The sequence below is a fragment of the Pantoea sp. KPR_PJ genome, assembly GCF_041386365.1.
GTDB lineage: Bacteria > Pseudomonadota > Gammaproteobacteria > Enterobacterales > Enterobacteriaceae > Pantoea.
Genome location: NZ_JABMIK010000001.1, coordinates 724,337 through 737,210, shown reverse-complemented (window position 1 = coordinate 737,210; position 12,874 = coordinate 724,337). Strand labels below are relative to the sequence as shown.

The 12,874-nt window shown below is 51.2% G+C and carries 18 protein-coding genes; 6 read left to right on the top strand and 12 right to left on the bottom strand.

Annotation, left to right across the window (positions count from 1 at the left end; translation table 11 throughout):
- Positions 1-87: 87 nt before the first annotated feature.
- Entirely contained in the window at positions 88-399 is a 312-nt protein-coding gene (locus HP564_RS03485) for a hypothetical protein (RefSeq protein ID WP_371240209.1), read from the bottom strand.
- A 94-nt stretch (positions 400-493) separates the two neighbouring features.
- Here HP564_RS03485 and HP564_RS03480 point away from each other — a divergent pair, with 94 nt between their 5' ends.
- On the top strand, positions 494-790 hold the full coding sequence (locus HP564_RS03480; protein WP_371240207.1) for a YciI family protein: 297 nt from the start codon (positions 494-496) through the stop codon (positions 788-790).
- A 180-nt stretch (positions 791-970) separates the two neighbouring features.
- Here the strand turns inward: HP564_RS03480 and HP564_RS03475 are convergent, their stop codons facing one another.
- On the bottom strand, positions 971-1,267 hold the full coding sequence (locus HP564_RS03475; protein WP_371240205.1) for a VF530 family DNA-binding protein: 297 nt from the start codon (positions 1,265-1,267) through the stop codon (positions 971-973).
- Positions 1,268-1,378: 111 nt separating this feature from the next.
- Here HP564_RS03475 and HP564_RS03470 point away from each other — a divergent pair, with 111 nt between their 5' ends.
- Positions 1,379-1,690 carry a hypothetical protein gene (locus tag HP564_RS03470; protein ID WP_371240203.1) on the top strand — a complete coding sequence of 104 codons (312 nt, stop codon included), beginning with the start codon at positions 1,379-1,381 and terminating at the stop codon, positions 1,688-1,690.
- A gap of 77 nt (positions 1,691-1,767) precedes the next feature.
- Here the strand turns inward: HP564_RS03470 and HP564_RS03465 are convergent, their stop codons facing one another.
- Complete coding sequence (locus tag HP564_RS03465; RefSeq protein ID WP_371240201.1) at positions 1,768-2,127, bottom strand: hypothetical protein; 360 nt, start codon at positions 2,125-2,127, stop codon at positions 1,768-1,770.
- 502 nt (positions 2,128-2,629) lie between these two features.
- On the opposite strand from HP564_RS03465, the gene HP564_RS03460 reads away from it, so the two are divergent.
- Positions 2,630-4,126 (top strand): alpha/beta hydrolase, encoded by a 1,497-nt coding sequence (locus HP564_RS03460; protein ID WP_371240199.1) that lies wholly within the window; start codon positions 2,630-2,632, stop codon positions 4,124-4,126.
- A gap of 166 nt (positions 4,127-4,292) precedes the next feature.
- Here HP564_RS03460 and HP564_RS03455 read toward each other — a convergent pair whose 3' ends face one another.
- On the bottom strand, positions 4,293-4,925 hold the full coding sequence (locus HP564_RS03455; RefSeq protein ID WP_371240197.1) for an alanyl-tRNA editing protein: 633 nt from the start codon (positions 4,923-4,925) through the stop codon (positions 4,293-4,295).
- A gap of 117 nt (positions 4,926-5,042) precedes the next feature.
- A complete protein-coding gene (locus HP564_RS03450) occupies positions 5,043-6,215 on the bottom strand; it encodes a diguanylate phosphodiesterase (protein ID WP_371240195.1) in 1,173 nt (390 codons plus the stop codon).
- A 388-nt stretch (positions 6,216-6,603) separates the two neighbouring features.
- Here HP564_RS03450 and HP564_RS03445 point away from each other — a divergent pair, with 388 nt between their 5' ends.
- From HP564_RS03445 to HP564_RS03435, 3 genes are all read left to right on the top strand, one after another.
- Positions 6,604-6,912, top strand: coding sequence for a hypothetical protein (locus HP564_RS03445; protein ID WP_371240193.1), 309 nt, complete (start codon positions 6,604-6,606; stop codon positions 6,910-6,912).
- Between the two features lie 304 nt (positions 6,913-7,216).
- Entirely contained in the window at positions 7,217-7,444 is a 228-nt protein-coding gene (gene ycgZ, locus HP564_RS03440; RefSeq protein WP_371240191.1) for a regulatory protein YcgZ, read from the top strand.
- A 121-nt stretch (positions 7,445-7,565) separates the two neighbouring features.
- Complete coding sequence (locus tag HP564_RS03435; protein ID WP_371240189.1) at positions 7,566-7,841, top strand: biofilm development regulator YmgB/AriR family protein; 276 nt, start codon at positions 7,566-7,568, stop codon at positions 7,839-7,841.
- Positions 7,842-8,079: 238 nt separating this feature from the next.
- Here the strand turns inward: HP564_RS03435 and HP564_RS03430 are convergent, their stop codons facing one another.
- The 7 genes from HP564_RS03430 to HP564_RS03400 form a co-directional block, all read right to left on the bottom strand.
- On the bottom strand, positions 8,080-8,325 hold the full coding sequence (locus tag HP564_RS03430) for a hypothetical protein (protein WP_371240187.1): 246 nt from the start codon (positions 8,323-8,325) through the stop codon (positions 8,080-8,082).
- An 89-nt stretch (positions 8,326-8,414) separates the two neighbouring features.
- On the bottom strand, positions 8,415-8,876 hold the full coding sequence (locus HP564_RS03425) for a YlaC family protein (protein WP_371240185.1): 462 nt from the start codon (positions 8,874-8,876) through the stop codon (positions 8,415-8,417).
- Positions 8,877-9,216: 340 nt separating this feature from the next.
- Positions 9,217-9,474 (bottom strand): hypothetical protein, encoded by a 258-nt coding sequence (locus tag HP564_RS03420; RefSeq protein WP_371240183.1) that lies wholly within the window; start codon positions 9,472-9,474, stop codon positions 9,217-9,219.
- 341 nt (positions 9,475-9,815) lie between these two features.
- The gene (locus tag HP564_RS03415) at positions 9,816-10,001 is read right to left on the bottom strand and encodes a general stress protein (RefSeq protein ID WP_371240181.1); all 186 of its coding nucleotides are present in this window, start codon (positions 9,999-10,001) and stop codon (positions 9,816-9,818) included.
- 191 nt (positions 10,002-10,192) lie between these two features.
- Entirely contained in the window at positions 10,193-11,449 is a 1,257-nt protein-coding gene (locus tag HP564_RS03410; RefSeq protein WP_371240179.1) for a mechanosensitive ion channel family protein, read from the bottom strand.
- Between the two features lie 187 nt (positions 11,450-11,636).
- Positions 11,637-11,840, bottom strand: coding sequence for a hypothetical protein (locus HP564_RS03405; RefSeq protein ID WP_371240178.1), 204 nt, complete (start codon positions 11,838-11,840; stop codon positions 11,637-11,639).
- Positions 11,841-12,145: 305 nt separating this feature from the next.
- Positions 12,146-12,640, bottom strand: a complete 495-nt coding sequence (locus tag HP564_RS03400; RefSeq protein WP_371240666.1) for a serine O-acetyltransferase — start codon at positions 12,638-12,640, stop codon at positions 12,146-12,148.
- Positions 12,641-12,874 lie beyond the last annotated feature (234 nt).

Here is a 12,874-nt window from a genome sequence, read left to right as displayed (position 1 = left end):
CTCGCTTTACTGCGTTTCAGCTGACCAGGGAGGGTTGCTCGCGGTCTGCTGCACCCTCCTTTTTTATTCTGCCGATCGCACCAGAGATCAGAGGGGAGAGGCCGACTCAACGCGGTGATGAAACACGTAAGGATCGGAAAGCAGCGCAAACTGTTCATCATCTTTATAGGTCACGGCAACCTGGTACGTCTCACCGGCAAAGGCTTTTATCGCCTCGAGATCGTCCCAGTAGGTCGCCAGAAAAAAGTGTTCCCATTCGTTTTGTGTCTCCCTGCGAACATATGCGCCCCGGTTTCCCGACGTTGACCTGGCATGATTAACACCCGTTTTCTGCAAGTGTTCAGAAAACCCTTCCGCATGTTTCACCGGTACGCAGCCATGCCATGTTCTGACTATCATTGTGCTTATCCTGCTAATAATTAATCGCTTTTACCCTAACATAAGCGCAATAAGAGCGGGTAGAGTAAAGGCAACATAATACTGCAAGGAGAGAATGATGTGGTTTGCCATCCGCTTTACTGATAATCCAGCCGCGTTTAGCGTAAGAGAAACGTATTTCGCGGCTCATCTTGAATGGCTGGCGCAACACCGGGCAAGGATTAAGGCGGCAGGCTCGCTACGTCAAAAGCCAGACGAGCGTCCTGCGGGTGCCCTGTGGATCGTGGAAGCGGAAAATGAAGAGCAGGCGCTCGCGCTGTTCGCGGAGGATCCTTTCTGGGTAGAGGGACTGAGAGCATCCGTAGAGATACACGCCTGGAGTCTGGCCTTTGACGATATGCTGACAGGGTGACGCGCGCCTGCTGTTCTGGCGTGAATACGCAGAATAAGCAACCATACCCGCGTTCGCGTTCACCGCAGGAAGTCAGCACCCGTCACAATGCAGCTGGCTTGTTGCGTGCTGCGCCTTTTTTCTGTCGCATCGGGTCCAGAGGGTGACTCACCCTCAACGCTCTGCGGTTGCGCCGGAAGCTCACTCAGCCAGGGATGATTTATCGCGCCCGGCTTTCCAGGGGTTAAAGGGCGCTTCCTGACGCGCAGCGACGCCTGGCGCAGCCAGCGAGTCGAGGTAAAGGGCTTCTACTTCTGCGCGAGCCCAGGGCGTGCGGCGCAAAAACTTCAGGCTCGATTTCACGCCTGGATTGTTTTTGAAACAGTTAATGTTGATCCGCTTACTCAGTTCGGCCCAGCCAAAACGCGTAACCAGCGCGTTAACCTGCATCTCAAGCGTAACGCCGTGCAGCGGGTCTTTTGCGTGGTGATGGGTCATAAGATGTCCTCGTTAAATGAACGGAGCAGGTTACAAGAAAGCCCTGAATGCAGCAATCAATGACGTTTAAGCGTACACTCACTGATGCAAACTTACTCAGAGTGACAAATAATGAGCGATAAAAAAATGATTTCCATCGATCAGTTTTCTGCCGAAGAACGTCTGGCGATCGAGGTGGCAATAAAAGGTCTGATCGAAAAATATCGCCAGCGTACGGGAAAAGCGCCCGACAGCAAAAAAGAGAAAGAATTTACCGCTGAGGCCAGACAGCAAGTGATGAGCATCAAACTGGCCAGGGAAAAATCGCTGGCCGATAAAGCAAAAAAAGCCCCCGCGCGCAGAAAGAAACCTGAATCGTTAAAAGCGAGCGAAGTCAGTGATTTCAGCTGGAAAGCATCAATAGTAAAAGGGCGTCGCCAGTGAGACGCTTAATGTAATGGGCATCTCAACGGCGTCCGCCCTCCATTCTGGATGACAGGTGATAACCGCTATTAAAAACATCAGGTGCAGCGCTTAACAATCCTGCTGCGGTCGGCCAGGACTTCTGGACCCATATTAAATGTTTTATAAAAACGTACCGCTGTACCTGAGCCTTGTTTATAAACATCAGCAAACATTGAATCCTCCCAGGTAAAAACAGTCAGGCGATTTTCTTCGTGCTCAATATGGGTTGTACTGTCTCTTTCAACGACTTGTGTTGTGGACCATCCCTGATAAATACATCGGGAGACCTGATCGACGCTTCTGCTGCTATGCTCACTCACCACGGCATTTTTCATGCGGGCTTCCTGCGGGGTCGCAGCCTGACAGCCGCACAAAAGAGAAAAAGTAACTAGCATCAGTGCACTGGATTTACGCATGGGATAGCTCCCCGTCAGGCCGGAATAATTTCCAGGCCGGGATTAAATAGCCAGCGGGTCGTTTTAATTTACTGCATGAAAAGAGTATATGAGATAGCCAGCTATTTACCACCTGTCAGCGCTATTCTTCGGGCCGTGATTATTTTAAATTCAACCTGTCATTATGCGCGAATAAATAAAAGCATATGTGTGGCTCTCCACATTTTTACGCTGTGACGGCAAGGCACTTTTCTGGCGGCTGGTAGCCTGAGTAGATTATTCTTCAGCCTGCTTCGCGAGCCCGGCGAAACGCTTTCGCTTCTACCCGGTGGAGTCGTTCAGGAGGCCTGCGCGGAGGAGAGGAACACTGCCCGCTATCACGGCTCCGTGCTGGCGCAGAACAAAGCGTATTCCGCTCAGGATCGCCCGGTCGGCGAAAACGGATAAACTGACTTTCTGGTGTGGCGACGTTTGGCTTTCTGAGCCTAAAATCGCCCCTGTTCGGAACAAGGATACCGATTTCATGCGCTCTCTCACCCTGGTTCCACTAATCAAAAAAACGGTGACAGTCGTGATTCTGCTGGCGCTTTGCTTCTTTATCGGCCGTATCTATCAGGCTGAGCAGGGCGCGCCGCTGCACCGCTGGCACAGCTGGCACGCCGATGAAATGTCGCCCGATGAGATTGACCATGCCAGCTTTGCAGATTACCTGTTGCGGGAAGAGGCCATTTTCCGCGACATGAAAATCAGTCTGAATGACAGGCTGGACGCAGCGGAAAAAACGGCAATGAACCGCTATAGTGCGCAAAGTCGGGTCTATCCGGCGCGTTTTACGCCGGACTGGAACCGCTCATTTATCCTGCGGCCTGACAAAAAACCGGTGGGCGTAGCGATATTGCTGCATGGACTGACAGACTCGCCCTACAGCCTGCGCGACTTTGCAGAAAATTACCGGCAGCAAGGCTTTATCGCTGTCGTGCCGCGCCTGCCCGGTCACGGCACCGCGCCTGGCTCACTGACTGCCATTAGCTGGCAAAGCTGGATGGCCACCACCCGGCTGGCGGTGCGCGAGGCAACGCAGCTGGCGGGGCGAACCCTGCCGCTGCATATGGTCGGCTACTCCAATGGGGGGGCGCTGGCGATAAAGTACGCGATGGACAGCCTGGAGGACAGCACGCTGACCCGGCCGCAGCAGATCGTTCTGCTCTCACCGATGATTGGCGTTAACGGCTATGCCCGTTTTGCCGGGTTAGCCGGCTGGCCAGCCTGGCTGCCTGCCTTTGCCCGAACAGCGTGGCTGACCGTGCTGCCAGAATATAATCCTTTCAAATATAACTCTTTTCCTGTTAATGCTGCGCGGCAGTCCTGGCAACTGACTCAGGCAGTACAGTCGCAAATCGATCAGCTGTCGCGCAGGAAAAAACTCGCCGCGCTGCCGCCCGTACTGACGTTTCAGTCAATTACGGATGCAACGGTCAGCACATCTGCGGTAGTGAATGCGCTCTATCACTATTTGCCGGTTAACGGCAGCAAACTGGTGCTTTTTGATATTAACCACGCAGTGACCATAAGCGCGCTGTTTCGCAACGCTCTGCCAGGTGCCGTTGACCGGTTACTGCCGCCCGCTCCCCGCCATTATGATACCGTCATCCTGTCCAACGAAACGCCAGGAACGCTACGCGTCGCAGCACGTGTGACCGCCGCAGGCGAGGTGAGCGAGAAAGTCCAGCCCCTGGCCCTGTCGTGGCCACAGAATATGTTCTCTCTGTCGCATATCGCTGTGCCTTTTCCCCTTAACGATTCCCTCTATGGGCTTTACCCCGCCGAAGCAGAGCGTTTTGGTATCTCACTGGGCGCGATGGGACTGCGCGGAGAGAGTGGCAGCCTTGACGCTGGCACAGAGGCTTTTATGCGTGCCACCTCAAATCCCTTTTTTGACGACATGATGGCGCGCGTTAACCAGCAAATCGCCTGTCGCGATCGGGCTGATTATGTGGCCTGCGTGAGAGCGCTACCCTGAACACAAAAAAAGCCCGCATGAAGCGGGCAACAGAGAGTGTCTTTAGATTTTAATCTCGTAGGCAACACGTTGCTGTGTGTTACCTGAATAGAGTAGCTCAGCCATGGGCATATACATTGTGAAGGGGACGATGTTTTGCGTTGAAGGACAGCGCGTTCGCCCGTCGTCAGGCATCCAGCTCATACTGTACTGAAAGCTGGCCTTTTTTTTCTTTCATTTTGATAAGACGGATGTCACCAATCTCGGCCGTATTGAGTACATGCGTGCCCCCGCAGGCATACGGCTTCAGCGTTCCCCATGTGACCAGCCGCTTGCCTTCAGCCTCGGTGATGATGCGCGATTCACTTCGCTGAACCAGCGCTCCGATCTCAGTCGCCAGCGCCTCTATCGTCATCGGTTCAGGCGTTGCTAAAGCGTCAAACACAATACGGCCATCACCAGGTTTGTGGTTGCCTTTTACCCCCAGCCAGCCAAATTTTTCACCGGCCAGGCCAATAATATGGCCCGCTGAGTGGTAGCGGGTGTGTAGATTGCGCACTTCTGCGTCCACCAGGAGATGGGCTTTACCCGGCTGCACGGGACCTTCCATAATATGAACCAGCGTATGGCCATCCTGTATCGCCTGAAGCAGAGGAACGCCATTGATAGTGCCTCTGTCAGAAGGCTGCCCGCCGCCCTGAGGATGAAACAGCGTGGCAGATAACACGACATGAAAACGGCCATCCTCCTGACGCGTGCAGCTCACAACGTCGGTTTCCATCTCCAGCGCGTCGCTGGTGTAATAAACGCGTTCAGTCACCTGTGGCTCCTTGAAGAATAAAGACTGCGCAGCAGCATAGCCGATTTTAGCGGGGGGATAACAGAGCAGGGCAGGCCCAGAACGAGCGATCCTTGCCCGTAATGACGTGAAAACAGATCAGATTGCGTCGCGGAGTTCAGGCCAGGCCACTGCCGCGCCCGTGCGGGTGAAGAGGCGGCCCTGGAAATTAATAACCCCTGCCGCTTCCAGCCACATCCACTCTTCGGGACGCTCAATGCCTGCAGCAATCACCGTAATCTCGAGGGCAGAACAGCATTTGATAATGGCCTGAACGACAGCCTGCCTGGGGCCGCTGCGATGTACGTCGCGAATAATACCGGCATCAATACGGATACGATCGGGCTGGATGCGGGTCAGCATCGAAAGCCCGGCCGAGCCGTCACCGAAGTTATCGATCGACAGGCTGATGCCCGCTTCTTTAAGCTGCCTGACCGCCGTGGAAAACGCCTCAAGCTGTGAAATGACCTCGGTTTCACTGACGCCGATAATCACCTGTTCAGGCACCAGATCGGCACGGTGGATCTCCTCAACAATAATGTTGACCGCATCCGGAATCACCACCAGCGTCATGGGCAGAATGCTGACATAAAGCGGCATGCCGTCCGGGCAGGCTCTTCCTGCCTGTGTAAATGCCTGGCAGACAGCTGCCAGACTCGCCTGGTATTTCTCCGTGCCTTCTGCGAGGGCGGCCAAATCAACGGTGGCGATTGCTTCGATTGCCGTTACCTGCCGACCAAGCGGATCGATCACAGGATGGAACGTGACATCAGGATGATTCTGCAAGGTTTCGGGTGTGCTGGTCTGATCGGCAATAAAGTCCCAGTACTCAACAGGGGGAACTTCAAAGTAGTTTTCTTTTTCGCGTGACTCGACAAAGGTGCGCAAAAATTGCAGTCCACGATCGTCATAGGTCAGCTGAAAACGTGACGTGCCCTTATCCAGCACGGCCTGCAGCACACTTGAACGGTCGTGATGACGCAGGTCAAACAGCTCCATACCCGCATTGCCAAACCGACGCGAGGGGGAATAGTCACGCATCAGTTCCACGACATTGTGATGGCGTTTATCAGCGCAAATATTGTTATAGATTTCAAGTACACCCGCTTCCGGTCCTTCCAGAATCTGGAAAAAGTGGGTGCCGTTGAACAGCAGTATGCCTGTTACCTGATGTGAAGCATTCAGCTTGCTGGCCTTATCCACCATGGCGGGAAGCGTTTTGATAGGCACGTCATCAGAAATATGACTGCGATATATTATTGTGGTAAGCATAAATGCTCCGTTTTTTCGTGATTGTCGCTACCAGTTTACCAGCTATAGCAGGGAATAAGCCAATTGAGGCACCCTGTTTATGCTTATTTAGGGTTAATCTAAAGCTATTGTTTTTCATGCGTGAAAGAACCGATGAAATCTATCTTTGCGCTGGTGAATTTTTACTGAAGATTTCTTCTCAAGTCTATGTTATTTAAACAATTTTATTGTCGCCTTCGATGCTGTCCTTCGCTGAGTAAACCGCTATATCACTTTGTAAATTTTGCCTGATATTTACGGCATCCTCTTTTTGCCATCCCTACTCTTTACAAAAATAAAATCTGAACCAGGTATCAACCACTAATATGAGAAGTGAGGTTATCGTTAATTCGAAAATGGAGGAGGTTACGTGTTATTTCACAACGATGAGAAAGGCCATGCCGTTATCGGTGAAGCAGTTGTCAGCCTGGCTCTCGGTGAGAAGGAAGTAAGCGTTGAAACGCTCATTGCTGAGCTGAACCTGATGGCGGAAACTGAAACGCGTGCCGATAAGCTGGCTGAAATTTCCGAGGCCAGACGCTGGCTTCAGAGATACCAACACTACGACACGCGAACGCAGTCCCAACTACACTGGCTGACAGTGGCGGGCCAGGACGATGATGGAAGACACAGCGAGGACGTAGTCCGGCTCCGGCCGGAAAACGACGATGAAAGGTAACCTCATTATCGGGCGCGTGATAAACGCGTTCCGGCCGGAGATCAGCGTCAGGGATGACTCTCTCTCTTCTCTTTAACGTCAGCCCTTCCTGCACATTTTTCTACAAAGTTGTACAACTTTACCTTTCCCCTCCTGGACTGTGAAAGCCCGGCTGAAAGGCCTCTTCGAAGGATATAGCACTTTTTGCACAAAAAAAATTGTTGTACAGCCACAGAATACCTGTACAAATTTACGCGGATTGTATAACTTTATCTCAGCCAGTACTGATCACAATTCCATCACTTGTAAACGATAAGGATTGACTATGCGCCAGAACACCGTTATTGCGGATACCGGACGCTTTACCAGCAATACCGCTCAGCCATCACAGCAGGAAACGCTTGGTCAGGTTGTTACGGAAATTCTGCGTGCAGGCCATAACCTGAATCGTAAAGCCATTTGCTCCCGGCTCATTCGTCGACTGGAACTGGCGACGGGTCCGGAAGAGGAGCAGCAGCTCCATCTGCTTATTGGCATGTTATTCAGCCGGTAATCCTTAGCACAGGGCGTACATTTTATTGAGGTTGTCAGGATCTTATCGGCTTCACCTGGCAATAATTTTTTTCCATCAGTGCTGCGCGTATGACTCGCGAGCCCACATACAAGAACAGATTATGCCAACTAATTCAAACGCGCAGCGCATCACTTCTACCGAAGCCGATATTATTCACCATTTTCGCGGAGCAGGTGACCGTCTGGAGGCGGAAACACGCGTACTGGATGCGGCTATTCGCGACATTGTTATTCGCGGCAACAGAGTGACCAGCAAGGCAATTATTATTTATCTTATCGCAGAGCTGGAAAGCACCACGGATATTGTACAGCTTGACGTGCTGCGCCACTGCCTGGAGATCGTTGTAGGCCGCACGCCGGACGATACAGGGATTTAATCAGTGATTTGCCGCTTCGCTGGTATGCGCTGGCGCGGCAAGCTCAAACTGGCCCTGTGATGCCATAACGGAGCAGCTCAGAGCGGCCACAAGTGATAGGGCAATCCAGATTTTCATGATTCTCTCCTGTTCAAATTCCACATGAAAACCAATCCTGGCACATCCGCGCACCAGTGAAAGCCTTCAGGAACAGAAGAAGAATATTCTGAGAGAGGGGCATCCGTGCAGAGTAACGCCATCAGTGCAGTAGCCTTTCAGCAGGAGGATAGCTCAGTAGCTGTTCGGGTATACGGTGAGCACGGAGTTCATTTCGCATTTTAATAATGGCGCGCTGCATCGCCTCTGCGCGTTCGCTGTCCTGTTCCGTTTCCAGCTGATGCTGTATCCTGCGCGTTACGGCGCTCCATGAGATGTCAGCGCCCATACTGACTAACTGCATAACGGCCTCGCCTATAACAATATCGGTAATCCTTTCGTCTGACATGTTCTCTGTTTCCCCTCGTCTCACCGGTAACGTGAAAAAGCTTAGCACAGGAAAGACAGCCTGAAGATTATTCCTGCGGTCATCGCCCCTTAACGTCTGAGACGGTAAAGGTCAGCGAAATAGAGATACCCTTTCTTCACATACAGATTCTTCAGACGCACTTTCTCTTCTTCGCTTAGCACACTGCCTGACAGCAGAGAGGTGATAAAGGCTTCACGCACGTGAATCTCTCTGTACCAGTCGCCGGTATAGCAGTTTTTCAGCGCACCTTTATCAATATCTTTAACTCTGTAGGAGGGGTTGATATGAAAAAAGAAAAAGAAATTACAGACAGCAAATATCGCGCAGCAGACGATATATTCAATGGTGCCAAACAGTGAAGAACCGAGCAGCACGCCCATCGTAATGACAAACAGGAAACACATCAGACCGTAAAGACCAGGATATTGCTTAATAAAGGAGACATCAAAATAAGGGCGGTCGTTGCGGTTTTCGGCAAGGTTTATCTGATCCAGCTCTTGCTGTAACAGGTTTTCAAATGGATCCGGCATCTCTCTCTTTCCTGATAACAATATCGGCAAAAGTATAGATGAACAGGCTTGCGATAAACATCGCTTTTTAAGCGAACGGGCAGGCGCCGTGCACCGCAAATAAAAGCGAAACGCCAGTCAGCTTTTTTATCTGACCGGCGATAATGTGTGAGCATGAATGGGATGAAAATTATCAGGGTTGAGTGTGCGCATTGCCTCTCACGCACTATGGCTACCGCCAGACAAAGCCGGAACGCAAAAGAAGGGACTTTGTCAGCGTGCAGGCAGGCTGCGATAACACCCGCCAGAAGGGTAGCTGACACAGGTTCAACACCTGCTGGCAAGCCAGAGTAGCGTAACCTCAGGCACGAGACGAGAAGATGAAATGGGTAGCCGTCTCACTGATAAGAAACAGATTTTTTGCTTCGCCGCTAGGCGAGACAAAAACCAGCGCCTGACCAATGCTCAGCGGTTTGAACACCTCGACTGGCTGATTCTCCTTCTGAATCTCAAGCAGCATGCGCGACTCAAACGCGCGATCGGCGACGCTGTCCAGATGGTAGTCGCAGGTGAAGGAGAACTCTGGTTTGTCAAGGATATAGAACTGTGCGGAAGGCATAGGCTTGACCTCACTGATTAGGTGCAACAGCAAAAAATCGCTGTTGATTGACTTAGTGTAGCTACTATTGCAGTAATCACAGAGGGGGAAAAGGAGGGGGAGAGCAGGGAACTGCGCCTCAGTTAGCAGGCTAATAATACCATTAGCAGGAAAAGGTAAAGGCGAAAGGCTGTTTTATGAGACTATTCTTAAGCCCCTTCAAGAGCTAAGCCACTGCGAGTGCCGGAGATAAGCGCCGGGTGGGGCACGCCTGTTTTGTCGGGTCGCCTCAGGGCGGCCTTTTTTATTTCGTCCCGGTTGCAAAAGTGCCGGTCCATGGCGAACCACCTCCTGAGGCAGCCTTATTCAGAATTACCTGGTGGACGTCGACTGATTTTGCCGCCTTTCCGTCCCGCTTCCCTGGCTCTTTCAGGATCCTTCCTGAAGTTGCCTGCGCTGGCTTTGCCTCCTGCACTGCCCGCTTCTTTAGCGCGCTGCGGATCGTTAGCAAAATTACCGGCACCACCTCTGTATTTCTGTTGTGTCATAGTTAGTACTCCTGTCTGCAATCCATGAGATAAAAGGACTAGCTAGCCACGTTCTAAGCGTAGTCCGCCATGCCCCGCATGCAAAGGGCTGGCGGCACGGAAATGTAAGGCTTATCTGCGGGTTATATCGTGACAGAGCGATATGCCGCTGCGTGCAGCGGCATAAAGAGAGCGGTAAAATGCCACAGGTTTCAGGCAACAGGTGCGTTGTTTTCACGTGATGTCTGGGCGCGATCGCGCGATAAACGCCAGAAATCAGCGCCAGACGGATGCTGATAAATACGCAGAGAAAAGTAGTCAGCCACTGCATAAATATATTCAAAAATTGATGACTGCGAGTTTTCATAATCTGCCCACAGCGTTGATGAGGTGAAGCAGTAAACCTCAATCGGCAGACCATCGGGTGAGGATTTTAAAGCGCGCACCACGATGTACATATCCTTGCGAATATCGTCACGCTGCGACAGCCAGGCCGTCAGATAGTGACGAAACACGGTCAGATTCGTCATGCCGTTTTCGACAAACCAGCGATCGCCCACCGCACTGAGATCGCGACCGTCGAGCAGCGCCGTAAGCGGTTCACTGACCCCACGCAGCTGGGTCATGGATTGCAACATTTCCTGATTCACAAAGGTGACGGAATCCAGATCGAGATAAAAGCTGCGCATAATACGTCGCGCGCCGGAGGAGAACATCGCCTGCCAGTTGGTATAGGTTTCAGTTAAGAAATTTTTGGTCGGGATGCGAGAAATCGTATTGTCCCAGTTGCGAATCGTGATGGTGTGCAGCGCAATATCGGTAACTTCCCCGCTGAGATTTTTGTCCGGCATCTCAATCCAGTCACCCAGTTGCAGCACGTCGTTGGATGAAACCTGAATATTCGCCACCAGCGACAGCAGGGTATGTTGAAATACCAGCATCAACACCGCCGCCGCTGCACCCAGGCTGGAAATAATAATCACCGGTGATTTATTCGACATGATCGCCAGGATCATAATCGCTGAAATAATGTGCACCAGTATTTTACCGATCTGAATATAGCCCTTAATCGAGTGATTTTTGCGCTTTGACTTTTTCGAATAGGAGTTATTGATAATCTCCAGCACTTCATTGAAGAACAGCGACAAATAGACAAAGAAGAGAATGCCACACAGGGTTTTGATAGCGATCTGCAAATGCTCGGGCAGTTCCGGCATAAACTGCAACAGATAATAAACGGTGATGACCGGAATAAAGTTCGAGAGCTTCTCCGAAATCCTGACATCTTTGTCCAGCGGGACATCTTTTTTGTGGGCGCTGAAAAATACCTTCCTGACCACCTTGACGACAAAAAACTTGCAGATCAAATGAGCAATCATGCCCGCGAAGATCAGCACAATCACATTGAAGGTGGCAGAAAGCGCGACGTTGCCCTCAATAAAGCCCATTAATTCATTAAAATAGTGCATTTTTATCACATACAGGAAAATGTAGAGCAGAAGTTAAGCACAAAACGGAAGAGGATGATAAGCGACGAATGCGCCCGTCAGACCACGCGCAAACGGCTAACGCCCAGACAGTGCCGGGCGAAAGTAACGTCAGACAGGCGAGTCAAGAGCAGTCAGCCATTCTACGCGTCTGTCTCCGGTGAGCAGCTCAGAGCAGGGAGTCGGGGTTGGCTTTCGCTGCTTTTTTCTCATCTTCAACGGCCTGCACAGGATCGGCAGCGCTCAGCCAGCGGTCAAATTTCTGATACGTTTCAATGAATGACTTGAAATAGACGGTAATGCCAGTGACGTTCTCTTTTCGCTCCATGTAGGCGACTGCCAGTTTAAATGCATCCTGATTTTCAAATTTCACGGGCTTAACTCTCCTGAATGATAGGTTTATTCAGCGTAGCCTGGCGTTGAAACCGGTGCCTGTGCTTCAGTCTGCTTTTTTCTTCGCCAGAACACAGTCGCGGCTCACCACGCAGGGTTCCCCTGCGCTCGCATCATAACGCTACGTGCTGTGCTTTTCATCTGGATAAATGGCGATTTTCAGGCGCGCCGATAAAGGCCTGCCTGCGCGTTGCTCAACAGGCGCAGAGGGCCAGTAAGGCCCCGCCAGCGTGAGCGACAGAAAGTAAACAGGCGCGCCGTAGCAGGCAGGGAGCAGAGGGAGAGTTAACGGCTAACTGGCAGGATGGTCATCTCTTTTTTGTTCATCACTACCGAGTTATCAGGCACATCCTTGTTGATAAACGTCATCGCGCCAATCAACACATTATTACCGATAGTGATGTCGTCGCCGATAATGCAGCTATTGGCGCCCACCTCAACTTTATTACCAATGTGGATATGACCAGACTGGTTAATATGCCGAACGCCAATAGTAACATTCTGTTTGATGTGGAAATTTTCACCGATAATACAGCGGTGGGAAATGACAATGCCCACGAAATGAGAGATACGCAGACCCACCCCAATTTGTGTACCGGGATGAATATCACAGGCATATTTATTGCGCAGCTTGCGGGCCATGCGAATCGCGATTTTGCGGTTTCGCTTACTCAGATAGAGGTAATTGGCAATACGCCACCAGAAATAGTAGCGTCTGCCCGGGCATTTAAACGCTTTATGGATGGTTTTGACCCACGAGAACGTCCCCGAAGAAACCATCACTTCTTTTTTCAGGCAGCGTTTTAAATGTTCTAAATGAGGGTCGATATTTGCCATTGAATTAATCAGTTACATTACAATAGCGGCGCATTATACCTGGACGGATATGCCAGGAAAAGTCTTACGTCAATCTCGTGCGAGATGACTAAAACGCCTGAACAGCGCTGATAAAAAGATTTTTAGTGACGGTCAGTCACTACAAAGAATTTTCACCCGGGGCAAAAGGGTCGCGCA